The sequence below is a fragment of the Acidocella aromatica genome (assembly GCF_014201825.1).
Taxonomy (GTDB): Bacteria; Pseudomonadota; Alphaproteobacteria; order Acetobacterales; family Acetobacteraceae; genus Acidocella; species Acidocella aromatica.
The window spans coordinates 47240-70242 of record NZ_JACHFJ010000012.1 but is presented as its reverse complement, the minus strand read 5'-3'; the positions used below and the strand labels follow the sequence as shown (position 1 = coordinate 70242).

At 65.4% G+C, this 23003-nt stretch carries 24 protein-coding genes; 14 read left to right on the top strand and 10 right to left on the bottom strand.

Annotation, left to right across the window (positions count from 1 at the left end; all coding sequences use genetic code 11):
• Positions 1-88: 88 nt before the first annotated feature.
• On the top strand, positions 89-1477 hold the full coding sequence (locus HNP71_RS11820; protein WP_183267135.1) for a helix-turn-helix domain-containing protein: 1389 nt from the start codon (positions 89-91) through the stop codon (positions 1475-1477).
• A gap of 2 nt (positions 1478-1479) precedes the next feature.
• Here the strand turns inward: HNP71_RS11820 and HNP71_RS11815 are convergent, their stop codons facing one another.
• Genes HNP71_RS11815 through HNP71_RS11800 form a run of 4 tightly spaced genes read right to left on the bottom strand, consistent with a single transcriptional unit; the run spans position 1480 to position 5597 of the window.
• On the bottom strand, positions 1480-2250 hold the full coding sequence (locus HNP71_RS11815) for an ABC transporter ATP-binding protein (RefSeq protein ID WP_183267134.1): 771 nt from the start codon (positions 2248-2250) through the stop codon (positions 1480-1482).
• Entirely contained in the window at positions 2247-3038 is a 792-nt protein-coding gene (locus HNP71_RS11810; RefSeq protein ID WP_183267133.1) for an MlaE family ABC transporter permease, read from the bottom strand. Before HNP71_RS11810 ends, HNP71_RS11815 begins: the two co-directional genes overlap by 4 nt.
• Positions 3035-4105, bottom strand: a complete 1071-nt coding sequence (alr, locus tag HNP71_RS11805) for an alanine racemase (protein ID WP_183267132.1) — start codon at positions 4103-4105, stop codon at positions 3035-3037. Before alr ends, HNP71_RS11810 begins: the two co-directional genes overlap by 4 nt.
• 4 nt (positions 4106-4109) lie before the next feature.
• Positions 4110-5597 (bottom strand): replicative DNA helicase, encoded by a 1488-nt coding sequence (locus HNP71_RS11800; RefSeq protein ID WP_183267131.1) that lies wholly within the window; start codon positions 5595-5597, stop codon positions 4110-4112.
• A 100-nt stretch (positions 5598-5697) separates the two neighbouring features.
• Between HNP71_RS11800 and HNP71_RS11795 the strand changes: the two genes are divergently transcribed.
• Positions 5698-8241 carry a bifunctional acetate--CoA ligase family protein/GNAT family N-acetyltransferase gene (locus HNP71_RS11795; RefSeq protein ID WP_183267130.1) on the top strand — a complete coding sequence of 848 codons (2544 nt, stop codon included), beginning with the start codon at positions 5698-5700 and terminating at the stop codon, positions 8239-8241.
• Between the two features lie 49 nt (positions 8242-8290).
• On the opposite strand, the gene HNP71_RS11790 is transcribed toward HNP71_RS11795, so the two are convergent.
• On the bottom strand, positions 8291-8599 hold the full coding sequence (locus HNP71_RS11790) for a helix-turn-helix transcriptional regulator (protein WP_183267129.1): 309 nt from the start codon (positions 8597-8599) through the stop codon (positions 8291-8293).
• A 176-nt stretch (positions 8600-8775) separates the two neighbouring features.
• Between HNP71_RS11790 and HNP71_RS11785 the strand changes: the two genes are divergently transcribed.
• Complete coding sequence (locus HNP71_RS11785; RefSeq protein ID WP_183267128.1) at positions 8776-9267, top strand: CAP family protein; 492 nt, start codon at positions 8776-8778, stop codon at positions 9265-9267.
• A gap of 230 nt (positions 9268-9497) precedes the next feature.
• On the opposite strand, the gene HNP71_RS11780 is transcribed toward HNP71_RS11785, so the two are convergent.
• Positions 9498-10157, bottom strand: coding sequence for a heme-binding beta-barrel domain-containing protein (locus HNP71_RS11780; protein WP_183267127.1), 660 nt, complete (start codon positions 10155-10157; stop codon positions 9498-9500).
• 359 nt (positions 10158-10516) lie between these two features.
• On the opposite strand from HNP71_RS11780, the gene rpsF reads away from it, so the two are divergent.
• The 6 genes from rpsF (at position 10517) to HNP71_RS11750 (ending at position 14473) form a co-directional block, all read left to right on the top strand.
• Positions 10517-10993 (top strand): 30S ribosomal protein S6, encoded by a 477-nt coding sequence (gene rpsF / locus HNP71_RS11775; RefSeq protein ID WP_183267126.1) that lies wholly within the window; start codon positions 10517-10519, stop codon positions 10991-10993.
• Positions 10993-11268 (top strand): 30S ribosomal protein S18, encoded by a 276-nt coding sequence (gene rpsR, locus HNP71_RS11770; protein ID WP_183267125.1) that lies wholly within the window; start codon positions 10993-10995, stop codon positions 11266-11268. Before rpsF ends, rpsR begins: the two co-directional genes overlap by 1 nt.
• A gap of 12 nt (positions 11269-11280) precedes the next feature.
• Entirely contained in the window at positions 11281-11838 is a 558-nt protein-coding gene (gene rplI, locus HNP71_RS11765; RefSeq protein ID WP_183267124.1) for a 50S ribosomal protein L9, read from the top strand.
• Between the two features lie 170 nt (positions 11839-12008).
• Positions 12009-13217: an SAM-dependent methyltransferase gene (locus HNP71_RS11760; RefSeq protein WP_183267123.1), complete on the top strand. Its 1209-nt coding sequence runs from the start codon at positions 12009-12011 to the stop codon at positions 13215-13217.
• Positions 13218-13232: 15 nt separating this feature from the next.
• A complete protein-coding gene (locus HNP71_RS11755; protein WP_183267122.1) occupies positions 13233-14024 on the top strand; it encodes a S49 family peptidase in 792 nt (263 codons plus the stop codon).
• Positions 14021-14473 carry a GNAT family N-acetyltransferase gene (locus tag HNP71_RS11750; RefSeq protein ID WP_183267121.1) on the top strand — a complete coding sequence of 151 codons (453 nt, stop codon included), beginning with the start codon at positions 14021-14023 and terminating at the stop codon, positions 14471-14473. Before HNP71_RS11755 ends, HNP71_RS11750 begins: the two co-directional genes overlap by 4 nt.
• Here the strand turns inward: HNP71_RS11750 and HNP71_RS11745 are convergent.
• From HNP71_RS11745 to purM, 3 genes are read right to left on the bottom strand one after another with little or no spacing between them, the layout of a single operon-like run.
• Complete coding sequence (locus HNP71_RS11745) at positions 14470-14619, bottom strand: hypothetical protein (RefSeq protein ID WP_183267120.1); 150 nt, start codon at positions 14617-14619, stop codon at positions 14470-14472. The genes HNP71_RS11750 and HNP71_RS11745 overlap by 4 nt on opposite strands.
• 48 nt (positions 14620-14667) lie before the next feature.
• Positions 14668-15273: a phosphoribosylglycinamide formyltransferase gene (gene purN / locus HNP71_RS11740; protein ID WP_183267119.1), complete on the bottom strand. Its 606-nt coding sequence runs from the start codon at positions 15271-15273 to the stop codon at positions 14668-14670.
• Positions 15270-16301 (bottom strand): phosphoribosylformylglycinamidine cyclo-ligase, encoded by a 1032-nt coding sequence (gene purM / locus HNP71_RS11735; RefSeq protein WP_183267118.1) that lies wholly within the window; start codon positions 16299-16301, stop codon positions 15270-15272. Before purM ends, purN begins: the two co-directional genes overlap by 4 nt.
• 107 nt (positions 16302-16408) lie before the next feature.
• Here purM and HNP71_RS11730 point away from each other — a divergent pair, with 107 nt between their 5' ends.
• The 3 genes from HNP71_RS11730 to HNP71_RS11720 are packed head-to-tail and all read left to right on the top strand — an operon-like array spanning position 16409 to position 20395.
• Positions 16409-17512, top strand: coding sequence for an AI-2E family transporter (locus HNP71_RS11730; RefSeq protein WP_183267117.1), 1104 nt, complete (start codon positions 16409-16411; stop codon positions 17510-17512).
• Positions 17513-17522: 10 nt separating this feature from the next.
• Entirely contained in the window at positions 17523-18179 is a 657-nt protein-coding gene (locus HNP71_RS11725) for a P-loop NTPase family protein (RefSeq protein ID WP_183267116.1), read from the top strand.
• 53 nt (positions 18180-18232) lie between these two features.
• Positions 18233-20395 carry an RNA degradosome polyphosphate kinase gene (locus HNP71_RS11720; RefSeq protein ID WP_183267115.1) on the top strand — a complete coding sequence of 721 codons (2163 nt, stop codon included), beginning with the start codon at positions 18233-18235 and terminating at the stop codon, positions 20393-20395.
• A gap of 14 nt (positions 20396-20409) precedes the next feature.
• Here the strand turns inward: HNP71_RS11720 and HNP71_RS11715 are convergent, their stop codons facing one another.
• Positions 20410-20667 carry an usg protein gene (locus tag HNP71_RS11715; protein ID WP_183267114.1) on the bottom strand — a complete coding sequence of 86 codons (258 nt, stop codon included), beginning with the start codon at positions 20665-20667 and terminating at the stop codon, positions 20410-20412.
• A gap of 266 nt (positions 20668-20933) precedes the next feature.
• Here HNP71_RS11715 and groES point away from each other — a divergent pair, with 266 nt between their 5' ends.
• Together groES and groL are read left to right on the top strand one after the other, a co-directional pair.
• Positions 20934-21227, top strand: coding sequence for a co-chaperone GroES (groES, locus tag HNP71_RS11710; RefSeq protein ID WP_183267113.1), 294 nt, complete (start codon positions 20934-20936; stop codon positions 21225-21227).
• Positions 21228-21309: 82 nt separating this feature from the next.
• Complete coding sequence (groL, locus tag HNP71_RS11705; protein WP_183267112.1) at positions 21310-22956, top strand: chaperonin GroEL; 1647 nt, start codon at positions 21310-21312, stop codon at positions 22954-22956.
• The last annotated feature ends 47 nt before the right edge of the window (positions 22957-23003 follow it).

Below are 23003 nucleotides of genomic sequence, written 5' to 3'. Positions count from 1 at the left end.
TCAGTCCAGCGTTTGCCTTGCGGATAAGAGTAAAGGTCTTGCCGTGTTTTGTTAATTTTGCAAATGTCCGGGGGTGACTCGCAAGAAAATGTTTGCTGGTGAGCGGCTGCGCCGCGCGCGCGAAAAGGCGGGGCTGAAGCAGGCCGCCCTGGCGCAACGCCTGACCATTTCTCCCAGCTATCTCAACCAGATCGAGGGGGATCAGCGGCCCCTCACCGTGCCGCTTCTGGAACGTTTGTGCGCCATTCTGAAGGTGCCGAAAACTTACTTCGCGGATAGCGAAGATGCGCGGCGCGAGGCGCAGCTGCGCGAGGATCTGGCTGATCCACTGTTCCGCTCCATCCGTGGTGTGGAGGGGGAGGTTGGGGCGCTGGTGCGCGCGGCCCCCGCCATGGCCGAGGCGTTCATGACGCTCTACCGCGCCTATACCGCGCAGGGCGAGCAGCGCGAGACCCCGGCGCCAAGCTTGCCGCGTTTTCCTTACGATGAGGTGCGCGATTGGGTGCAGTCCCGGACCAATCATTTCGAGACGCTGGACCGCGCTGCGGAGCTGGTGTTCGAGGATAATCATTTCTCCACGGTTACGTTGCGCGATGACCTGCGCCGCTATCTGCGCGACACGCATGGTATTACCACCAGCGTCTCGGGCGGGCTGCTGACGGCAGGCATGTTCTGGCGCCTCAGCCGGAGCGGCAAGCGGTTGTATCTGGCCGAGGATGCAGCTGCGGAGAGCGAGACCTTCTGGCTGGCGCATGTCATCGGCCAGTTGGAGAAGAAAGAGCTGATCGAGAAGGAGTTGCGCCGGGTTACGTTCACCTCCGATGAGGCGCGGGGGCTGGCGCGCATCGCGCTGGCGAATTATTTCGCGGGCGCGCTGATGCTGCCTTATCGGCGCTTCCACGAGGCCGCACGTCTGGCGCGTTACGATATCCAGCGGCTGCAACGCGCCTTCGGCGCCAGTTTCGAGCAGGTGTGCCATCGTTTGAGCACCATGCAGAGGCCGGGCCTGCCAGGGATTCCGTTCTATTTCGCGAAGACCGACATCGCCGGGAACATCCTCAAGCGTTCCAGCGCCACGCGCTTTCAATTCGCGCAGTTCGGTGGGCCGTGCCCGCTGTGGAACGTGTACCGGGCCTTCGCGCGGCCGGGCGAGATATTGGTGCAACTCGCCAGCACGCCGGATGACGTGACCTACCTCAACATCGCCCGCACGGTGGGGCGCAGCGGCGGGTCGTATCTGGCCCGGCCGCGCGCGGTGGCGGTGGTGCTGGGGTGCGAGATCGCCTATGCGGAGCAGACGGTTTACGCCGAAGGACTGAACCTAGCCTCGCCGCAGGCGGTGGACCCGATCGGCCCCGGCTGCCGCGCCTGCGAGCGCACGAATTGCCGCCATCGCTCGGTGCCGCCCATGGGCACGGGGCTGGACATGGGCACCGCCGAGCGCGGCGTGGTGCCGTATCAAGTGAAGGAACGCTAAACTTACTTCCGCAGCGCCATGGTGATGGGCCCCTGCGCACGGCCATGGGTGAACTGGTCCACTACCGGGTTGGGGCAGGTCATCAGCTCGTTGGCCGGTCCGGTCCAGGTTACTTGGCCCTGGTAGAGCATCGCGGCATTGTCGCCGATGCGCTGGGCGCTCGCCATGTCGTGCGTGATGGCGATGGAGGTGCTGCCCAGGCGCTTGACGCAATCCACGATCAGCCCGTCGATCACCGCGCCCATGATCGGGTCCAGCCCGGTGGTCGGCTCGTCGAAGAAGATGATCGCCGGTTCGGAGGCGATGGCGCGGGCGAGGCCGACGCGCTTTTGCATGCCGCCCGAAAGCTCGGAGGGGGAGAGGTCGGCCACCGTGGCATCAAGCCCCACCTGGGCCAGCACCTCTATCGCCTTGCCGCGCGCGGCGGAGCGGCGGATGCGCCTCTGCGCCAGCAGGCCGAAGGTGACATTCTCCCAAACCGGCAGGGAGTCGAACAACGCGCCGTTCTGGAAGAGCATGCCGATTTGGGCGCGCAGCTCGCGGGCGCGGGCGCGGGGGGCTTTCAGCACGTCCTCGCCGTCGATCTCGATAACCCCGGCATCCGGCGTGACGAGCCCGAGCACGGATTTGATCAGCACGGATTTGCCGGTGCCCGAGCCGCCGATGACGACCATGGCCGTGCCCTGTTCGACATCCAGGTCAACGCCGTCCAGCACCACTTTGGGCCCGAACGCCTTCTTCAGGCCGCGGATGCGGATCTTCGGCTGGCTCATTTGACCTTCACGAACAGCACTTGGGTGAGGATGTAGTCCAGCGCCAGGATGAGGATGGAGGCCGAGACCACGGCGGCGGTGGTGGCGGTGCCCACGCCCTGCGCCCCGCCCTTGGAGCGGTAGCCGTTGAAGCAGCCCATCAGCGCGATGACAAAGCCGAACACCCCGGCCTTGATGAGGCCGGAGACCACGTCCTCGGTCTTGAGATTGGTGAAGGTGGCCAGCAGGTACGCGCCCGAGGCGAAGCCCAGCTTCTGCGTGGCGACGAGGTAGCCGCCCAGCACGCCCAGAATGTCGGCCAGCAGCACCAGCAGCGGCAGGGCGATGGTGGCGGCCAGGAGGCGCGGGGCCACCAGATATTTCATCGGCTCGGTGGAGAGGGTGGAGAGCGCGTCTATCTGATCGGTAACGCGCATGGTGCCGAGTTCAGCCGCTATGGCGGCTCCGGCGCGGCCCGAGACCATCAGCCCCGCCAGCACCGGCCCCAGCTCGCGCGTGACCGAAAGCACCACAACCGAGGCGATGGCGCTCTCCGCGCCGAAGCGCGAGAAGCCGGTATAGGATTGCAGGGCCAGCACCATGCCGGTGAACAGCGCGGTGAGCGCCACCACGGGCAGGGAGAAATAGCCGATCTCCATGAACGCCTTGCCGATGAGGCGCGGATAATAAGGCGGGCGGAAGATGTGGCTGAGCCCCGATAGCGCGAACAGCCCCAACTCGCCGATAAACTCCACCGTTCCCAGCGCCAAGGCGCCGATGAGCGCGACCAGATCGAGCAATTTGTTCATGCGCCGATATACTGACGCTTGAAGCGCCGCCCCAGAGAGGTCAGGATTTCGTAGCCATTGGTCTTGGCTTCGGTGGCGAGCGCGTCCACCCCGTGCCTTGGCCCAAGCAGGGTCAGCGTGTCGCCGGGGGTGGCCGGCACGTCGGTCACGTCGAAGGTGGTGAGGTCCATTGACACCCGGCCTACCAGGGGGATGGGGGTATCGTCAAAATACGCATGGGCGGTGTTGGTCAGCGCGCGGTGGTAGCCATCGGCATAGCCGACGCCGAGCGTGGCGATGCGGCTGGGGCGCTCGGCCCGCCAGACGCCGCTATAACCCACCGTTTCGCCGGGGGCGACGTCATGGATTTGCAGGATCGGCGCGGTCAGGCGGACCACGCCGCGCATCGGGTTGGGGTGCGCGGGGGTGGGGTTCACACCGTAGAGCGCGGCACCGGGCCTTGCGAGATTGGTATGGAAGAACGGCCCCAGGAACATGCCGGAGGAGTTGGCGAGGCTCTTCTTCGCGCCCGGGAATTGCCGCGCCGCCTCGTAGAAGGCCATGGCTTGGCTGCGGTTCACCGGATCATCCGGCGCATCGGCGGCCACCAGATGCGTCAGCGCCACATCGACCTGCACGCCATCGAGCAAAGTGGGGTTGGCGCGGAGCGTCTCCAGCTCCCGCGCCGTCAGGCCGAGGCGGTTCATGCCCATTTCCAGGTGCAGCATGCAGGGCAGGGGGCGGCCCAGCCCCGCCGCCTCGGCGTGCCAGAGGGCGATGTCCCGCAGTGAGCCGAGTACCGGGGTGATGTTATGCTCGTAAAAATCCGCCGCCGCGTGCGGGAACAGTCCGTTGAGCGCGGCGATGCGCGCCGTAGGCAAAATCTCACGCAGGGCAACCGCTTCATCCAGATGCGCGGTGAAGAAGGTCTTGCACCCGGCCTTGGCCAGCACCGGCGCCAGCCGTGCCGCGCCCAGCCCGTAGGCATCGGCTTTCAGCACGGCGGCGGTTTCGCCGGGATGCATGGCGGCGAGCTGGCGCCAGTTGGCGGCGATGGCGCCGAGGTCGATCTCTAGGAGCGCGGTCAAAAAATCACTCGTGCATTGTGTCGAGATCGGCGAAGCGGGTGAACTCGCCCTCGAAGAAGAGGTCGATCTTGCCGGTGGGGCCGTGACGCTGCTTGGCGATGATCAGCTCGGCCTTCTGGTAGACATTCTGCATGTCCGATTTCCACTTCTCCATCGCCTCCTGGTATTTGTCGTCCCGGTCGAAGGAGGTGATCTTCGGCTCACGCTGCGCGAGGTAGTATTCGTCGCGGTAGATGAACATCACCATGTCGGCATCCTGCTCGATGGAGCCGGATTCACGCAAATCCGAAAGCTGGGGGCGCTTGTCGTCGCGCGATTCCACCGAACGCGAGAGCTGGGACAGCGCGATGACCGGCACCGCCAGCTCCTTGGCGATGGCTTTGAGGCCCTGGGTGATCTGCGAGATTTCCAGCACGCGGCTCTCGGGGCGGGTGCCGGCGGCGGGGCGCATGAGCTGGAGATAGTCCACGATGACCAGCCCCAGCCCCTGGGTGCGTTGCAGCCGGCGGCAGCGCGTGCGCAGGGCCGAGAGGGTAATGGCCGGGGTATCGTCGATGACCAGCGGGATGTCCGAGATTTCGCGGCTGACCTTCACGAAGGTATCGAAATCGCGCGAGGAGATTTCGCCGCGGCGGATTTTGTCGCCCGAGATGCGCGCCTGCTCGGCCAGCAGACGGGTGGCGAGCTGGTCGGAGCTCATTTCCAGCGAGAACACGGCGACGCATTCCTTCGCCATGGCGTTGGGGTTCTCGGCGCGGGCATTGTCCAGCATGGCCTTGGCCGCGCCGAAGGCGATCTTGGTCACCAGCGCGGTCTTGCCCATGCCGGGGCGCCCGGCGAGGATAACGAGATCCGATTTGTGCAGACCGCCAGTGCGCTTGTTCAGATCGCGCAGGCCGGTGTCCAGCCCCGAGACGGAGCCCTGATTCTGGAACGCCTTCGAGGCGAGCTCGATGGCCTCGATCAGCGCGGCCTTGAAGGTGATGCCGCTGCGCTCAGCCCCGCCCTGGGTGGCGAGGTTGAACAGCGTCTGCTCCGCCGCCTCGATCTGCCCCGCGCCATCCAGCTCCGGCTCGGCGCCGAAGGCGCGGTTCACCACCGTCTCGCCGATATCGATAAGCTGGCGGCGCAGCCAGGCGTCGCGAATGACACGGCCGTAATCGCCGGCATTGATGATGCCGACCATGGCCGAGAGCAGCTGGGCGAGATAGGCATTGCCGCCCACCTCGTCGAGCATGCCGGAATGTTCGAACTCGGCGCGCAGGGTGACCGGGTCGGCGATCTGCCCGGCCTCGCAGCGGCGCTGGATGGCGGCGTAGATGCGGCCATGGATCGGGTCGGCGAAGTGTTCCGCGGTCAGGAACTCGGAAACCCGCTCATAAGCCTTGTTGTTGGCCAGCAACGCGCCGAGCAGCGCCTGTTCGGCCTGGACGTTGCTGGGCGGTAGACGCTGGGACAGGCCGGGCGTGGGGAGGGTATCGAGCGAATTCATGGCCCCGGATACTAGCCTGGATGACCGCCGCCCGGCCAGGGGATGGATCATGGAATGCGCAGGGCTGCCCGGTGTATAGTGGGGACAAATGGAGGGGTGCATGACGATAGCGTCAAAACGCAGGTTCGATGCCGCGCGGTTTTTTCACCCCGAGCGCGTCAGCCTGAGCGGGGCGGGGACGGCCTTTGGCAAGCAGATTCTGGCCAATCTGCGGGCTGGCGGGTTCACCGGAGAGATCGGCACGGATGACGCGCCGCTGGAAAACGCCGACGTCGCCCTGGTGGCCGACGCGCCTGGAGATATTCAGGCAGCGCTGCTCCGCCATGCGCGCATGGGCGCGCGCGGGGCGTTCGTGCTCTCGCACAAGGTGCGGGGGCTGGCGGCCATGGCGCGGGAGGCGAAGATCCGCGTGGTGGGGCCGCATTCCTTCGGGCTGATCCTGCCGGGGCTGGGGCTGAACGCCTCGCCCTTCGCGCTTACCCCGCAGCCGGGGCGCATGGCGCTGGTCGGGCAGTCCTCCTCCATCGCCCGCACGGTCATCGACTGGGCGGCCCCCAACGCCGTGGGGTTCAGCCATCTCGTGGGCATTGGCGGCAATACCGATATCGGCTTCGGGCTGGTGCTGGACCAGCTCTCCCGCGACCCCAATACCGCCGCGATCATGGTCGAGATCGACCGGCTGCGCGACCCCAAGCTGTTCTTCTCGGCGGCGCGCGCTGCGGCAAGGCTGCGCCCGGTGGTCGCCATCGTGCCGGGGATGCGCATGGATTTCCCCGGGGCCAAGCAAGCCGCCGCGCTTGAGGCCGCCATGGCCCGAGCCGGCGTGCTGCTCACCTCGTCGATCAGCGAGTTCCTGGCCGCCGCCGAGACCCTGACCCGCGTGAAGCCGGTGCGCGGCGATAACCTCGCCATCATCACCAACTCCACGGCCATCGGGCGATTGGCGGCGGATGAGGCGCTGCGCTCCGGCGTGCCGATGGCGGAGCTGGCCCCCGAGACGCGGCAAGTGCTCTCCCTCACTTTGGGCAAGGTGCCGGCCACGGGGCCGATCTTCGTCGGCAAGGGGCCGACGCGCTTGGCCGAGGCTGCCGCACAACTCTCCTCAGCCCCCGAGGTTGGAGGCATATTGGTGGTGCACGCGCCCAGCGACGATGAGGGCGATACCGCCATCGAGACGCTGATCGCCTGCGCTCAGACGGTCAAGGTTCCGCTGCTGATCTCGGTGATGGGCGAGGCGCAGGGCTTGCGCCACCGCCATATGCTCAGCGAGGCGCGCTTCGCCTGTTTCGACACGCCGGAAAGTGCCGTGGCCGGGTTCCGCCACCTGCTGCGTAACCGCCACAACCGCGCGGCGGCGCGCGAACTGCCCGACGCCACTGTGCTGCGCATCAATGGCGACAAGGCCCATGTGGCGGCGCAGATCAGCGCGGCGCGGGCGCATGGGCAGAATGTGCTGCTGCAGGACGAGGCGCTGGCGCTGGTCTCCGCCTATAACATCAAGACGATCGAGAGCCGCCATGTGACGACGCCGGACGAAGCCGCGGAGGCCGCCGAGGCGCTGGGCTATCCCGCCGTGCTCAAGCTCTCGCACCCCGATGTGCCGACGCATCTCTTCCCCGGCTCCGTGGTGCTGGACCTGCCGGACGCGGCGGCGGTGCGCCATGCCGGGAGGTCGATTCTGGCGCGGCTGGTGCAGCGGGGCGACGATGTCGCCAAGGCCGGGTTCGTGGTGCAGGCGCAGGCGCCGCGCAGCACCTTGCTGCGGGTGCGGGTTTCTGACCATCCGGTGCTGGGGCCGCTGATCGGCTTCGGCGCCGGGGGCGGCGACCCGGACGACGTCTCGCTGCTGGCCGCCGATCTGCCGCCGCTCAACCTTACTCTGGCCCGCGCGCTCATCCACCGCGCCCAGGTGGCGCCGCTGCTGGCGGCGCATCGCGGCCAGGAGGCGGCGGATGAGGAGGCTATCGCCGCGATCCTGGTGCGGGTGAGCCAGCTCATCCTCGATACGCCGGAGATCGCGCTGCTCGATCTCGACCCCGTGTTCGCCAACGAGACCGGGGCGGTGGCGGGCAGCGCGCGCATCGTGCTGCGCCCACCGGGCGCGGTGCGGCCCGAGCCGATCATCAGCCCGTATCCGGCGGATCTCGCGAGCAGCTACGAGGCCAAGGGGATGAAATTCACCATCCGCCCCGTGCGCCCCGAGGATGCCGACGCGCATATCGCCATGGTCGCGCGCCTGACGCCCGAGGACATGCGTTACCGATTCTTCTCGCCGATGAAGAGCCTGCCGGTGGAGCAGATCACCCGTATGACGGACGTGGACTACACCCGTGAGATGGCATTCATCGCCAAAAACGAGGCGACCGGCGCCACCATGGGCGTGGCCCGGCTGGTGCGCGACGATACCGACGGTCTTACCGGGGAGTTTGCCGTGTCGGTGGAGCCTGCGGCCAAGGGGCTGGGGCTGGGCTCGGCGCTGATGCGCGCGATTATAGAGTGGGGCCGCGCGCGGGAGATGCGGGAGATCGCCGGGCAGGTGCTGGCGGATAACGCGCCGATGCTTTCCTTCATCAAGCACCTGGGCTTCACCGTTGCGCGCATCCCCGACGAGCCGGATGTGGTGGAGGCGAAGCTGGCGCTGTAAATAAATAAGGCCGGCGGGAGCACCGCCGGCCTTATTTGCGTTGGGAGCCTTAGACGGCCAGCGAGGCCTGGAAGGCGTAGTAGTCGCGCACGCGGGTGCGGTACTTGCGCCAGCAGGAGGTGCCCTCGTAGCGGGCGAAGGGCGGGACCTTCTGGGTCAGGGTGCGGCTCAGCGCGGCGGGGTTCTCGTTAATGGCGGCCAGCACGCTCTCCAGCCAGGCGTCGGACAGGACGGCAGTGGCGCCGGACTGCGCCGGGGCCGGCACGAGGCCCGCGCGAATGGCGCGGCGCAGGGTGCGGACGGCAACGCCCAGACGGGCAGCGGCTTCGGGGAAGCCAAAGGTCGTGGTGATGGTCATGAGACGGCAGTTCCTATGTCAAAATCGCGGGGCCCGTATAGCCATGGGCGCCAGCCTGCGGCAAGGGGGCGGCACTGGCGGGCGCGCGAGACCGCCTTATCTCCGCCATACCGCGCCGTTATCCGGCTTTTCGACCCGGCTTGCGCCGGTCGTCAGCTGGACTAACAGAGGGTATAATGAAGAGACTATCCATCGCCGCCGTGTTTGTTGCCCTGTCTTTCGGCGCATCGGCTCATGCCCAGGAAGATCAAAGCGGCGAAGCCGAGCTGCTGGCCGCCCACAACGCCTATCGGGCAGATGTTGGCCTTCCGCCGTTGCGGTGGTCCAACCGGCTGGCGGCCAATGCGCAGCAATGGGCCGATCATCTCGCCAAGATCGGGCGGCTGGAACACAGTGGGTCGGGCCAGAACCTGGCGATGGCCGCGGCCGGTACCCAGTCGCTGACGCAGCTGGTCGATCTGTGGGGCGGCGAGCAGGCCAACTTTACCAATGGCAATTTCCCGGACATTTCCACGACCGGAAACTGGATGGATGTGGGCCATTACAGCCAAATGGTCTGGAGGGCGACGACCGAGGTTGGGTGCGGGTTCGCTGAGAATTACGGGCGCGACGTGCTGGTCTGCGATTACGATCCGCCGGGGAATGTCATGGGGGAACGGGCCTACTAGCTTGAACGATCCCGCGCTGTGGTGGAGGTGGCATGACTGCCCGATGATCGTCACGGCGTGAGGTCGTCAAGCGGCCCCGCGCGCGGGGCATGCGCGTTATTCGCCGAGCAAGGTGCTGGCGGATAACGCGCTGATGCAGGCTTTTATCCGTCGGTTGGGGTTTGTCATCCCCGAGAGCCGGATGTGAAGCTGGTGCTGTTACGAGAAGAAGGGGCTTTTTGCTTTAGCTCCTAATTCCCTGCTTTTGTAAGCGTGCCGGAGTCGATGTGGGAAAACGGCTTGCCGTACACCTGCAAACTCGTTTCCTGTTTATACTTCAAAGTGTTTTTAGATATCTCGTAGGTTATCGTAAAGTTTTCGGTACTGTCGTTTTTAACCATGTATTGTGACTGGGCGATGCCCTGGCCTTCGGATTTCAGGGTCAGCGTGGTTCCCGGCTTGCCTTCGGCCACGACGCAGACAGCCCGGGGAATGCAGAAGGTGTCATAAACCGTCTGATTGGCCTTGTCGTAGATCAGATATCCGATCTGGTCGTGGAACTGCTTGTTGTCGCTCTTCCGGAAGACCTGCTGATGGTAAAACATTGCGGCCAGATGCTGGTCGCTGGCGTTGGTGGCATCGCCAGCCGGGGTGAAGGTTATGGTTTCATAAGAGGGTTCGACCGCCACGCCGCCTTTACCGACTTTTGAGCCTTCGCGGCCGGGGGCAATGTCGACACCGCCGGTGGCGTCGCTCTTCCAGGTGCCCACCAGCGAAGCAAGCGGGCCGTAATCCAGCCCGTTGATCACAGTGTCTGTTCCCGGGGTGGCGGCCAGCGCCTGGGTGCAGGGCATGGCGGCAGGGACGATAAGGGCTGCGGCGAAGATAGCGGATTTTTTGAAGAATGGCATGGGAGTGATCCTGTTTTGTTGATGACCCAGAATAAAGTGGACTGTAAGCATCTGCACAAAAAAATAGGTGATTGTGCAACCATCGAAACAGTAACTAATTGTACGATAATAATGATTATCAATGGACATTCGCACGGGGTGGGGAAAACCGGCGTCTTGGTGCACTGAACGGCGTGCCCGGATTGGAAATGGCGGCGTGAGGGCGTGGATTCCGGGAGTCCCCCTTGTTTTCCGTGGTCATCCGTGCTTAAGCCCCGCCTTCCCTGCTGGGTGCGTGGCATCGCGCCTGGCTATGCTCGCCCCGATTCCCGGGTGGTCCAGACCAGGACCTGAGCTGAATCAGCCGTAGGGAGGGACATATGCCGCTTTATGAAACCGTGGTGATCGCGCGCAGCGAGATCACCCAGGCGCAGGCCGACGCCGTCGCCGATGCCGCCGTTGCCGCGATCGAAGCCGATGGCGGTGCCGTCAAGAAACGCGAATATTGGGGCCTGCGCTCGCTGGCCTACCGCATCAAGAAGAACCGCAAGGGCCACTACATCCTTCTGGGTCTGGATGCCGCTTCCCCCGCCATGCAGGAGATGGAGCGCCAACTGACCCTGAACGAGGACGTCCTGCGCTTCATGACCGTGCGCGTGGAAGAGATCTCCGAGGAGCCCTCCGCCATCCTGTCCCGCAAGGCCGACGACCGTGAGCGTTCCTTCCGTGGGCCCAAGCCCGCTGGCCGCTTCGAGTCCGGCCGCAAGCGCGGCTTCGATGAGGGCCGTGAGGAGTTCCGCGCGCGTGACGAGTTCCGCGCCGACCGTGATGACTACGGCGCCGAGGAGGAAATCTAATGTCCGAAACGACCGAACCGACCCCCGGCCTGCGCCGCCCCGCCGTTGGCGCCCGCCGTCCGTTCTTCCGCCGCAAGAAGTCCTGCCCGTTCTCCGGCGCCGGCGCGCCGGTGATCGACTACAAGGACGTGCGTCTGCTCTCCCGCTTCCTCTCCGAGCGCGGCAAGATCGTCCCCTCCCGCATCACCGCCGTCAGCGGCAAGAAGCAGCGTGAGCTGGCCAAGGCCATCAAGCGCGCCCGCTTCCTCGCCCTGCTGCCCTACGTGCTGAGCTAAGGAGAAAAGACAATGGCAAACGTTGATCTGATCCTGCTGCAGCGCGTTGAGAAGCTCGGCCAGATGGGCGAGCTGGTGTCGGTGAAGCCGGGCTATGCCCGCAACTTCCTGCTGCCCCAGGCCAAGGCCGTGCGCGCCACCAAGGCGAACAAGGAGCGCTTTGAGCGCGAGCGCGCCCAGCTCGAGGCCCAGAACCTCAAGCGCCGCGAAGAGGCGGAGCGCGTGGCTGAGCGCGTGGCGGGCCTGACCGTCACCCTGATCCGCCAGGCCTCCGAAGCTGGCGCGCTGTATGGTTCCGTCTCCAGCCGCGACATCTCCGATGCCGCGACCGCTGCTGGCCTGTCCATCAGCCGCAACCAGGTGCTGCTGGTCCACCCGATCAAGTCGCTGGGCATTTCCTCCGTGCGCGTTGAGCTGCACCCGGAAGTGATCATCGACATCAAGGTGAACGCCGCCCGCTCCGTGGAAGAGGCGGAGAAGCAGGCCCGTGGCGAGGTGATCGCCCAGGAAGCCGACGAGAAGCCGGAACTCGGCCCGCTCTTTGGCCAGGAAGAAGAAGCCGAAGGCTAAGCCTTGGCTTAAAACCTGTTCATACGGCAATAAAAAGCGTCCTTCACCCCCAGGTGGAGGACGTTTTTCTTTGCGGGCACATTTTTTGTGTTATGGTCAGTATCGCTGATGTTCTCCCAAAAAAGGAGAGTAGAGACGTGATCTGGCTATGGCAAAAGCTTCTGGATCGCATGCTCGCCAGGCTGGTGCGCCGAGGGGCGTTCCTGGTCGTCTGGCCCGGTGGCACGCGCAGCGAATATGGCGACGGTGAAGGGTTCCGCGCCGGGATCCATATAAAGAACGAGCAGACGCTAAGGGCGTTGGTGCTCAACCCCGGGCTGGGCCTGGGTGAAGCCTACATGGATGAGGGGATGGTTCCGGTGAACGGCACCATCCATGACGTGCTCTGCGTGATGATGGACAACCTGCGGGACTTCAATCTGCCCAGCCTGGCGTTCAACGCCAGGCTGGGCCGGCTGCTGCGTCCGCTGTTGCAGGCCAACGGGGCAAGCCAGTCCAAGCATAATGTCGCGCATCATTACGACCTCAATGGGCGGCTGTATTCCCTGTTCCTGGACCGCGACCGGCAATACTCCTGCGCCTATTTCCCGCGCGGGGATGAGGCGCTGGAGGAAGCCCAGGCGGCGAAGAAGCGGCATATCGCGGCCAAGCTGCTGCTGGACAGGCCGGACCTCGAGGTGCTGGACATCGGCTGCGGCTGGGGGGGCACGGCCCTGACGCTGGCCAGGGATTACGGCGCGCGAGTCACGGGTATCACGCTTTCCGAGGAGCAACTTGCCGCTGCCCGTGCCCGTGCGACCGAGGCGGGGCTGGCCGACCGGGTAAGCTTCGAGCTGATGGATTACCGGGCGATGGACCGGCAGTTCGACCGCATCGTCTCCGTGGGCATGTTCGAGCATGTCGGGGTGCCGAATTTCCCGGCCTTTTTCGCCACCATCAAACGCTGCCTGAAGCCGGATGGCGTGGCGCTGCTGCATTCCATCGGGCGGTTCGAGGGACCGGGGGCGACCAACCCCTGGATCGCCAAGTACATCTTCCCTGGTGGGTACTCCCCGGCATTGTCCGAGGTGCTGGGGCCGGTGGAGAAATCAGGGCTCGTCATTGGCGACATCGAGATCCTGCGCCTGCATTATGCCAAGACATTGGCGCATTGGCGCCGGCGTTTCTCCGCCAACCGGGATGCCATCGCCTCGCTCTACGACGAGCGCTTCTGCCGTATGTTCGAGTTCTATCTTTCGGGTTCGGAAGTCAGCTTCAGCCTTGCGGACCACATGAACTTCCAGATCCAGCTCATGCGCGACCAGGAGGCGGTGCCGCTGACGCGGGACTATATGTTCGAGCGGGAGCGGCAGGAGAAATTTGCGTCCGCGTCCGACTAGACTAAGCTGAAGGGCATGAAACTGCCCTTCATGCGTCCCAAGATCCCGGTCATCGCCTTTCGCGGAATGATCGCCGCACGGCCAGGGATGATCAGCCTCGATGCCTATACGGATGCCATCGAGCGCGGTTTCGATTTGGCGAAGAAGAGCGGCAATCTGGTGCTTGCCATCGAGAGCCCGGGCGGCTCGGCCGCGCAGTCGGATTTGATTGGCCAGCTTATCCGCCGCCGGGCGGAGGAAACCGGCGTCGCGGTGACGGCAGTGATTGGCGATGTCGGCGCCTCGGGCGGGTATTGGCTGGCTTGTGCGGCGGACCGTATCCTTGCCAACCGGCTGTCCATCGTGGGGTCTATCGGTGTTGTCACGGGCGGGTTTGGGCTGGACAAGTTCATCGCCCGGCATGGCATCGAGCGCCGTGTTTTTACCGCGGGTGAGAATAAGCGCCGCAACGACATGTTCGCGCCGCTGAAGCCGGAGGATGAGACTTTCACCCGTGAGTTGCTCGACGAGGCGCACGGCATGTTCAAGGACTGGGTGCGCGAGCGCCGGGGCGAGCGCCTGACCGATGACGACAGCAAGGTTTTCGACGGCGGCTACATGCTGGGCAGCCAGGCCCTTGGGCTCGGGCTGGTGGATGGCTTTGCGGATGTCGATCAGGTGGTGAAGGAGCTTGGCGGGGAGACGGCGAAGCCGGTCTGGCTGCGCCCGCGCGCGCCGCGTGGGATATTGCGCTTCATCATGCGCGGCACGGCGGAGGCTGTGCTCGACGCTGCCGAGGAGCGCGCCGCCATGGTGGCGCTGCGATGAGCCTGACCGTCCGCCGCGCCCGCCCCGAGGACGCGGAACTGCTGCTGCAAATGTCCCGGGATTTCCATATCGAGGACGGCTCGCCGTTGGATGAGGCGGGAGAGGCGACGCTCGCGCATGTTGCCGCCGGGGAGGCCTTGGCGCCCGCCTATATATTGGAGCTGGACGGCGCGCCTGCCGGGTTCTTTATCCTCACGCTGGGTTACAGCGTGGAGAATGGCGGCACTGACGGGTTCATCGACGATATTTACCTGCTCCCCGCGCTGCGCGGGCGCGGGCTTGGGCGGCAGGGTGTGGCCCTGGCGATAGAGGCGGCACGGGAGGCGGGCATCCGCACGCTATTGCTGGAGGTGGAGGCGCCGAACGAGCGCGCCTACAGCCTGTATTGCAAGATGGGCTTCACCGACACAAAGCGCAGGCTGCTGCGGCAGGTGATTGTGGAGGGTTAGCGCCACACCGTGAGCAGGCCGATGAGCAACAGCGCCGCGATGCAGAGGGCGACGTTCACGGTCAGGAATTTGGTAAAGAATTCCCAGCCTTTCTTCGAAGGTGTATCGAAATCCACCGGGGTTTCCGGTGCGGGTTGTATTGCCATTTGTATTCTCCCCAATTCCGGCGGGCCTTGCGGCCCGTTTGTCCGGATTTAGGAGTGTGACGCCGCCTGAGGCAAGCGGATTTTACGGGCAAGCTCGGCCAGGGCACGCGGGTAGATGATGTGCTCCTGCGCCAGCACGCGGGCGGCCAGGGCGTCCTCGGTGTCGTTGGGCAGCACGGGCACTTCGGCCTGGGCCACCACGGGGCCTTCGTCCATGCCTTCCGTCACCAGATGCACGGTGCAGCCATGCTTCGCCGCCCCGGCCTCAATGGCGCGGGCATGGGTGTCCAGCCCCGGGAACTCGGGGAGCAGGCTGGGGTGGATGTTGAGCATCCGCCCGGCCCAGCGGTTGACCAGATACGGGGTGAGCAACCGCATATAGCCGGCGAGGCAGACGATCTCGACGCCCGCCTCTTGCAGCTTGGCGTCCAGCGCGCGCTCATGGGCCTCGCGGTCCTTGCCGAAGGGCTTGGCGGGCACGGCTTCCGCCGCCACGCCGAGGGCGCGGGCAATCTCCAGCCCCGCCGCCTCGGGCTTGTTGGAGAGCACGAGTACGATCTCGGCCGGGAAATCCGGGGCTTTCGCCGCCTTGATCAGCGCCTCCATGTTGGAGCCGCGGCCCGAGATGAGTACGCCGACGCGGGGTTTGCTCATGCGAAGAGTTTTTCCGTGCCCTCGATGACGATGCCCGGCTTATCCGACACATGGCCGAGCAGGAAGGGCTGCTCGCCCGCCTCGCGCAGCACCTTGGTGGCGGCTTCGGCGTCGGAGACGATCAGCGTCATGCCCACGCCGCAGTTGAACACGCGGAGCATTTCCTCGGGCGCGACATTCGCGGTCTTCGCCAGGAAGGGGAAGATTTCCGGCATCGCCCAGGGGCCGGTGAGGGCGGCGCCGGTGCCTTCGGGCAGGGCGCGCGGCAAATTGCCGGGCAGGCCGCCGCCGGTGATGTGCGCCGCCCCCTTGAGCAGCCCGGCCTTGTGCAGGGCCAGCATCGGGCGGACATAGATGCGCGTCGGCGTCATCAGCACATCGGCGGCGCGCTTGCCGCCCAGGATCTCGGAGTCCCAGGAGAGCCCGGCATCGGCGAAGATGCGGCGGACCAAAGAGAAGCCGTTGGAATGCACGCCGGAGGAGGGCAGGGCCAGGATGGCGTCGCCAGGGCGGACATTGGCGGGCAGCAGGTTGTTGCGCTCCGCCGCACCCACCGAGAACCCGGCGAGGTCGTAATCGCCATGCGCGTACATGCCGGGCATTTCGGCGGTCTCGCCGCCCACCAGGGCGCAATCGGCCTGTTTGCAGCCCTCGGCGATGCCCGCGATGATCCGCTTGGCGGCATCCACATCCAGCGCGCCGGTGGCGAAGTAATCCAGGAAGAACAGCGGGGCCGCGCCCTGCACCACGAGGTCGTTGACGCACATGGCCACGAGGTCGATGCCGACATAGTCGTGAATGCCGGTCTCGATGGCGATCTTCAGCTTGGTGCCGACGCCATCGGTGGTGGAGACCAGCACGGGGTCGGTGAAGCCCGCCGCTTTCAGGTCGAACAGCGCGCCGAAGCCGCCCAGGCCGCCCATGACTCCGGCGCGGGTCGTGGCCTTGGCCAGCGGCTTGATCGCCTCGACGAGCGCATCCCCTGCCTCGATATCAACCCCGGCATCCCGGTATGTCACGCTAGTCATATAAGCCCCCGATGCGCTAAGCCATGAGTCATGGCGTTGCTCTGTCCTCAAACACCGTCGCGTTTCATCACAGGCGGTTGCCCCGTGCAATCGCCGAAGGCACGGCAATGAGCGAATTTGGCGTAGATAGGCGCCGCGCCACCCGTGTGCACTGGCAGCGCCTGGGGCTGCTGGGGGCGTTTCTGGTCGGGCTGTGGCTGTTCTTCCATCTGTTCTCGCCGATTCTGCTGCCCTTCGTGGTGGCGGCGGGGCTGGCCTATTTCCTCGATCCGGCGGTGAGCCGCCTGGAGCAGTTGGGCGTGCGGCGCTGGCTTGGCACGCTGGTGCTGCTGTTTGCGCTTGGCATCCTCGTGGTATTGTTCATCCTGCAGCTTTACCCCGTCATCGCCGATCAGGCGGCGGCGCTGGCGCAGAGCCTGCCCGGCTATATCGGTACGGCGCAGAAGGATTTCGGGCATCTGATCAACGATTTGCAGGAGCGGCTCGGGCCTGGGCAGGTGAGCGCCAAGCTGCGTGACATTGCCGCCAATCAGGCCGGGGCGATTGTCTCCTTCGCTGGAACGGCGGTGACGAACATCATCGGCAGCGGATTTGCCGTGGTGAACGTGCTGACGCTGCTGATCGTCACCCCCATCGTCACCTTTTACCTACTGCGCGACTGGCCCTCGATCATCCGCCATGTGGATAACTGGCTGCCGCGCCCGTATGAGGCGGTGATCCGCGCCCAGGCGATGGAGGTGAACCGCGTGCTGGCCGCCTGGATTCGCGGGCAGGCGATCTGCTGCCTCGTGCTGGCGCTGGTCTATGCCCTGGGGCTGACGCTGGTGGGGCTGGATTTCGGGCTGATCGTCGGCCTCGCGGCGGGGCTGCTTTCCTTTATCCCCTATGTTGGCACGCTGCTGGGGGGCATTACCGCCATCCTCATCTCGCTCAACCAGAATCCGGGCTGGCACGGCATTCTCATGGTGCTCATCGTGTTCGGCTGCGGGCAGGCGTTCAACGACTACGTCATCCAGCCGCGCTTTCTGGGCGACCGCCTCGGCCTGCCCGCCGTGTGGGTGATCTTCTCGCTGTTCGCGGGCGGGGCGGTGTTCGGGTTCCTCGGCATCATGCTGGCGGTGCCGGTGACCGCCACGCTGGGCGCGCTCACGCGCTTCTGGCTGCGGCGCTACCTGCAATCGCCGCTCTACCTCGACCCCGCGCCGGAGTGAGCTGGGCCGCATGAAGCAATTATCGCTGCCGTTTGTTGAGGAGCAGGATTTCGCTCCCGAGGATTTCTGCCCGGCCCCTTCCAACGCCCAGGCGCGGGAATGGCTCGCCCGCCCGGACGCCTGGAGCAATGGCCGCCTTGTACTCTGGGGCGAGGCGGGCTGCGGCAAGACGCATCTGCTGCATCTCTGGGCCAAGGCGAATGGCGCGACCATCGTGGAGGGAGCGCGGCTGCAAGGGCTGATCCGCCCCACCGGGCCGGTGGCGGTGGACGATGCCGAGCTGGTGCCGGAGCCGCGCGCGCTGCTGCACCTGCTCAACGCCGCCGCCGAGGCGGGGTTTCCGGTGCTGATGGCCTCGCGCCTGCCGCCGATGCGCATGTCCTACAAGCTGGCCGACCTCACCAGCCGGTTGCGCGCCGCGCAGAGCGTGGAGATCATGCCGCCCGAGGACGAACTGCTGGAAATGCTGCTGAGCCGGCTCTGTGCTGCGCGCCAGCTCCAACTCAGCGTGCCGGTGCGTAATTTATTGTTACTCTATCTGCCCCGCGCCCCGGCCTATTACCGCGAAGCCGTGGCCAGGCTTGACCGCGCGGCGCTGGACAAGGGAGCGCGCATCACCCGTGTGCTGGTCATGGAGATACTGGAGGGCTTGGCCGAAGACGAGTAACTGTTGCAAACTCGTCACGCAGGGCAGACTGCGTTACTGCTAAGGAGCACGGCATGGACCAGATTCATTCGGCGGAAGTGCCGCATATCGGCCTGGATGACCCGGCCCGCTTCATCAACCGCGAACTTTCCTGGCTGGATTTCAATTTCCGCGTGGTCGGCGAGGCTTGCAACCCCCGCCATCCGCTGCTGGAGCGGCTGCGCTTCGTCTCCATCAGCGCCTCCAACCTCGATGAATTCTACTCCGTGCGCGTGGCTGGACTCATCGGCCAGGAACGCGCGGGCGTGCTGGAGCGCTCGGCCGATGGGCTGAGCCCGGCGCAGCAGCTTCATGCCATAAACACCCATGCGCGCGAGCTGATCGGCGCACAGCAGGCGGCCTATGCCGAGCTGCGAGGGCTGCTGGCCCAGGCCGGGCTGGTGGTATGCACCGCCGCCGAGCTGACCTCGGACGATGCCACCTTCCTCGATTCCTATTTTATGGAGCGTGTGTTCCCGGTGCTCACCCCGCTGGCGGTGGACCCGGCACATCCCTTCCCGTTCATCCCCAATATGGGGCTGGTGATGGCGCTCACCCTCTCGCGCGATGACGACAAGGGCCAGATGTCCGCGCTGATCCCGCTGCCCAGCCAGATCGAGCGTTTCGTGCGCCTGCCCGCGGGTGCGGGGCCGATCCGCTTCATCATGCTCGAAGAGTTGGTGGCGATGAACATGGGCCGCCTGTTCCCCGGTTTCACCGTGGAGGGCTCGGGCCTGTTCCGTGTGATCCGCGATACCGATGTGGAGTTCGAGGAAGAGGCGGAAGACCTCGTCCGCTCCTACGAGACCGCGCTGAAGCGCCGTCGCCGTGGTGTGGCCATCCAGCTCACCATCCAGGCGGACATGCCGGCGGATCTGCGCGAGCTGGTGATCGACGCGATCGAGGCCCCGGTGGACGAGGTGTTCAGCGAGAGCGGTTTTGTCGGGCTGGTGGATGTGAAGCAGCTGATCGTCGATGACCGGCCGGATTTGCTGTTCACCCCCTACACCCCGCGCTTCCCCGAGCGCATCCGCGACTTCGCGGGGGATTGCTTCGCCGCCATCCGCGCCAAGGACATTCTGGTCCACCACCCGTTCGAGAGCTTCGACGTGGTGGTGCAGTTCCTGCGTCAAGCGGCCATGGACCCGGCGGTGGTGGCGATTAAGCAGACGCTCTACCGCACCAGCCGCGACTCACCCATCGTGGGGGCGCTGATCGAGGCGGCCGAGGCGGGCAAATCCGTCACCGCCATGGTGGAGTTGCGCGCGCGCTTCGACGAGGAGGCCAATATCCGCCTCGCCCGTGCGCTGGAAGCCGCTGGCGTGCAGGTGGTCTATGGTTTCGTGGGGCTCAAGACCCATGCCAAGGTGAGCTACGTGGTCCGCCGCGAGGCCAGCGCCCTGCGCGCCTATGTGCATTTCGGCACCGGCAACTACCATCCGATTACAGCGCGCATCTATACCGATCTCAGCTTCTTCACTTGCGACCCGGCGCTGACGCGCGATGCGGCGCGGCTGTTCAACTACATGACCGGCTATGCCCGGCCGGAGGCGATGGAGCAGCTCGCCTTCTCGCCGCTGACCACGCGCAAGACCATCGGCACGCTGATCGACACCGAGATCGCCAACGCCAAGCATGGCAAGCCCTCGGGCATATGGCTGAAGATGAACTCGCTGGTCGATGACAAGCTGATCGACCATCTTTACGAGGCCTCTCGCGCGGGCGTGCCTGTTTCCATCGTGGTGCGCGGCATTTGCTGCCTGCGCCCGGGCGTGCCGGGGCTTTCCGAGCATATCCGGGTGAAGTCCATCGTTGGGCGCTTCCTGGAGCATGCGCGCGTCTGCGTGTTTGCCGATGGGCATCCACTGCCCTCGCGCGAGAACAAGGTGTTCATCTCCAGCGCCGACTGGATGGGGCGCAACATGGATTACCGGGTGGAGACCTTCGTGCCCATCCATAACCCCACGGTGCATGCGCAGATCCTCGACCAGATCATGGTCGTGAACCTGCGTGACGACGCGCAAAGCTCCGTGCTGCACCCCGACGGCACTTGGCATCGCGTGCAGCCCGGCGATCCGCCGGCCTCGGCGCATGACTATTTCATGACCAACCCGTCCCTCTCGGGCCGCGGCTCCGCCCTGCATGGAGGGTTGGCGGCCGAGCGGCCCAAGCCGAAATACAAGCGCCGGGTGGATTGACCCGGCGCAGTCTCTCAGTTGAGCGTGTACAGCGTGCCTGCTTTCCATTGCGCCGGAGTGATGATGTCCGCCGCGCCGACGCGCACGGAATGGAGCTTGCCGTCCAGGTTGTGCTCCCAGAAATCCAGGAACTTATGCAGCGCTGGGAATTTCGGCGCGAGGTCCAGCTCCTGCCAGATATAGGTCTGCAGCAGGCCCGGATGGTCCGGCATATGGTAGAGGATCTCCGCCGTGGTCAGGCGGTAGTCGCGCATTTGCAAGGCTAGATTCATGCTGGGCTCCTCCTTCTACAAGAACGGTCCGGCCCCGGGGTTTCATCAGATTGCCATCAAACGCGGCGGCAAAAGCAAGATATAAATGAGGGATTCCAGCAACTTGGCACTCGGCCCCGGGGAGTGCTGCGTTTTCTTGACTTCACGCTCCGCCGCCGCTACACCCGTGGCACTCCCGCCATGGGAGTGCTAACAGCCGCGGTGCCGCGTGCCGGGCCGGACAGGCTGGAAAGCTTTTAAGACTGTAACGTTTAGGAGCGATCATCATGGCGAATTTCCGCCCCCTGCACGACCGCGTCGTCGTCCGCCGCATCACCGCCGAGGAAAAGACCGCGGGCGGCATCATCATCCCCGACACCGCCAAGGAAAAGCCGCAGGAAGGTGAAGTTGTCGCTGCTGGCCCCGGTGCTCGCAACGAAGCCGGCGCCCTGGTGGCCCTGGATGTGAAGGCTGGCGACCGCGTGCTGTTCGGCAAGTGGTCCGGCACCGAGGTCAAGATCGGCGGCGAAGACCTGCTGATCATGAAGGAATCCGACATTCTCGGCATCATCGCCGCCTAATTGCCGCGCCCCGATGACGGAGCGGCTTTAGCCGCGAAGTCTGAATCGGGCCGCTCAAACATCATTTTAAGGAGCTACACACATGGCTGCTAAAGAAGTCCGCTTCGGCTCTGACGCCCGCGACCGCATGCTGCGCGGCGTCGACACCCTCGCCAACGCCGTCAAGGTGACCCTGGGCCCGAAGGGCCGTAACGTCGTCATCGAGAAGTCCTTCGGCGCGCCGCGCATCACCAAGGACGGCGTGTCCGTCGCCAAGGAAATCGAGCTGTCCGACAAGTTCGAGAACCTGGGCGCGCAGCTGATCCGCGAAGTCGCTTCCAAGACCAACGACCTGGCCGGTGACGGCACCACCACCGCGACCGTGCTGGCCCAGGCCATCGTGCGCGAGGGCGTGAAGGCCGTTGCTGCTGGCCTGAACCCGATGGACCTGCGCCGCGGCATCGACAAGGCCGTGCAGGCCGTTGTCGAGGAGCTGAAGGGCCGCGCCAAGAAGATCACCACCCCGGCCGAGACCGCCCAGGTTGGCACCATCTCCGCCAATGGCGAGTCCGAGATCGGCGCGATGATCTCCGAAGCCATGGGCAAGGTTGGCAACGAGGGCGTGATCACGGTTGAGGAAGCCAAGGGCATCCAGACCGAGCTGAACGTGGTCGAGGGCATGCAGTTCGACCGCGGCTACGTCTCCCCGTACTTCATCACCAACCCGGAGAAGATGGTTGCGGACCTCGACAGCCCGTACATCCTGATCTTCGAGAAGAAGCTCTCCCAGCTGCAGCCGCTGCTGCCGCTGCTGGAAGCCGTGGTGCAGACCGGCAAGCCGCTGCTGATCATCGCCGAGGACGTTGAGGGCGAGGCCCTGGCGACCCTGGTTGTGAACAAGCTGCGTGGCGGCCTGAAGATCGCCGCCGTGAAGGCTCCGGGCTTCGGCGACCGCCGCAAGGCCATGCTGGAAGACATCGCCATCCTCACCGGTGGTCAGGTCATCTCCGAGGATCTGGGCATCAAGCTCGACACCGTGACCCTGCCGATGCTGGGCCGTGCGAAGCGCGTGCTCATCGAGAAGGAAAACACCACGATCATCGAGGGTGTGGGCGCCGCCGACGACATCAAGGGCCGCGTCAACCAGATCCGCGCGCAGATCGAGGAGACCACCTCCGACTACGACCGTGAGAAGCTGCAGGAGCGTCTGGCCAAGCTGGCTGGCGGTGTTGCCGTGATCCGCGTTGGCGGGGCTTCCGAGGTTGAGGTGAAGGAGCGCAAGGACCGCGTGGACGACGCGCTGCACGCGACCCGCGCCGCCGTTGAGGAAGGCATTGTGCCGGGTGGCGGTGTCGCCCTGGCCCGCGCCTCACTGATCCTGGCCAACCTGAAGGCCGAGAACAACGACCAGCAGACCGGTATCGAGATCATCCGCCGCGCCATCCAGGTGCCGCTGCGCCAGATCTCCGAGAACGCCGGTGAAGACGGCGCCGTGATCGCGGGCAAGGTGCTCGACAACGGCACCTACACCTTCGGCTTCGATGCCCAGTCCGGCGAGTTCAAGGACATGGTCCAGGCTGGCATCATCGACCCGGCGAAGGTCGTGCGCACCGCCCTGCAGGACGCCGCTTCCGTGGCCTCTCTGATCATCACCACCGAGGCTGGTGTGACCGAGAAGCCGGAGAAGAAGGCTGCCATGGGCGCCCCCGACATGGGCGGCATGGGTGGCATGGGCGGCATGGATTTCTAATCCAGGCCCTTCAGCCAAACGAAAGAGGCCCCGGGGGAAACCCCGGG

What these genes read in the sequence shown, in the direction of transcription:
- HNP71_RS11780 (WP_183267127.1), bottom strand. Translation starts at nt 10,157, where the DNA reads ATGCCATTCTTCAAAAAATCCGCTATCTTCGCCGCAGCCCTTATCGTC.
- groL (WP_183267112.1), top strand. Translation starts at nt 21,310, where the DNA reads ATGGCTGCTAAAGAAGTCCGCTTCGGCTCTGACGCCCGCGACCGCATG.
- purM (WP_183267118.1), bottom strand. Translation starts at nt 16,301, where the DNA reads ATGACTAGCGTGACATACCGGGATGCCGGGGTTGATATCGAGGCAGGG.
- HNP71_RS11810 (WP_183267133.1), bottom strand. Translation starts at nt 3,038, where the DNA reads ATGAACAAATTGCTCGATCTGGTCGCGCTCATCGGCGCCTTGGCGCTG.
- HNP71_RS11800 (WP_183267131.1), bottom strand. Translation starts at nt 5,597, where the DNA reads ATGAATTCGCTCGATACCCTCCCCACGCCCGGCCTGTCCCAGCGTCTA.
- rpsR (WP_183267125.1), top strand. Translation starts at nt 10,993, where the DNA reads ATGTCCGAAACGACCGAACCGACCCCCGGCCTGCGCCGCCCCGCCGTT.
- HNP71_RS11745 (WP_183267120.1), bottom strand. Translation starts at nt 14,619, where the DNA reads ATGGCAATACAACCCGCACCGGAAACCCCGGTGGATTTCGATACACCT.
- HNP71_RS11730 (WP_183267117.1), top strand. Translation starts at nt 16,409, where the DNA reads ATGAGCGAATTTGGCGTAGATAGGCGCCGCGCCACCCGTGTGCACTGG.
- HNP71_RS11785 (WP_183267128.1), top strand. Translation starts at nt 8,776, where the DNA reads ATGAAGAGACTATCCATCGCCGCCGTGTTTGTTGCCCTGTCTTTCGGC.
- HNP71_RS11720 (WP_183267115.1), top strand. Translation starts at nt 18,233, where the DNA reads ATGGACCAGATTCATTCGGCGGAAGTGCCGCATATCGGCCTGGATGAC.
- HNP71_RS11725 (WP_183267116.1), top strand. Translation starts at nt 17,523, where the DNA reads ATGAAGCAATTATCGCTGCCGTTTGTTGAGGAGCAGGATTTCGCTCCC.
- HNP71_RS11820 (WP_183267135.1), top strand. Translation starts at nt 89, where the DNA reads ATGTTTGCTGGTGAGCGGCTGCGCCGCGCGCGCGAAAAGGCGGGGCTG.
- HNP71_RS11795 (WP_183267130.1), top strand. Translation starts at nt 5,698, where the DNA reads ATGACGATAGCGTCAAAACGCAGGTTCGATGCCGCGCGGTTTTTTCAC.
- rplI (WP_183267124.1), top strand. Translation starts at nt 11,281, where the DNA reads ATGGCAAACGTTGATCTGATCCTGCTGCAGCGCGTTGAGAAGCTCGGC.
- HNP71_RS11755 (WP_183267122.1), top strand. Translation starts at nt 13,233, where the DNA reads ATGAAACTGCCCTTCATGCGTCCCAAGATCCCGGTCATCGCCTTTCGC.
- groES (WP_183267113.1), top strand. Translation starts at nt 20,934, where the DNA reads ATGGCGAATTTCCGCCCCCTGCACGACCGCGTCGTCGTCCGCCGCATC.
- purN (WP_183267119.1), bottom strand. Translation starts at nt 15,273, where the DNA reads ATGAGCAAACCCCGCGTCGGCGTACTCATCTCGGGCCGCGGCTCCAAC.
- rpsF (WP_183267126.1), top strand. Translation starts at nt 10,517, where the DNA reads ATGCCGCTTTATGAAACCGTGGTGATCGCGCGCAGCGAGATCACCCAG.
- HNP71_RS11715 (WP_183267114.1), bottom strand. Translation starts at nt 20,667, where the DNA reads ATGAATCTAGCCTTGCAAATGCGCGACTACCGCCTGACCACGGCGGAG.
- HNP71_RS11815 (WP_183267134.1), bottom strand. Translation starts at nt 2,250, where the DNA reads ATGAGCCAGCCGAAGATCCGCATCCGCGGCCTGAAGAAGGCGTTCGGG.
- HNP71_RS11750 (WP_183267121.1), top strand. Translation starts at nt 14,021, where the DNA reads ATGAGCCTGACCGTCCGCCGCGCCCGCCCCGAGGACGCGGAACTGCTG.
- HNP71_RS11760 (WP_183267123.1), top strand. Translation starts at nt 12,009, where the DNA reads ATGCTCGCCAGGCTGGTGCGCCGAGGGGCGTTCCTGGTCGTCTGGCCC.
- HNP71_RS11790 (WP_183267129.1), bottom strand. Translation starts at nt 8,599, where the DNA reads ATGACCATCACCACGACCTTTGGCTTCCCCGAAGCCGCTGCCCGTCTG.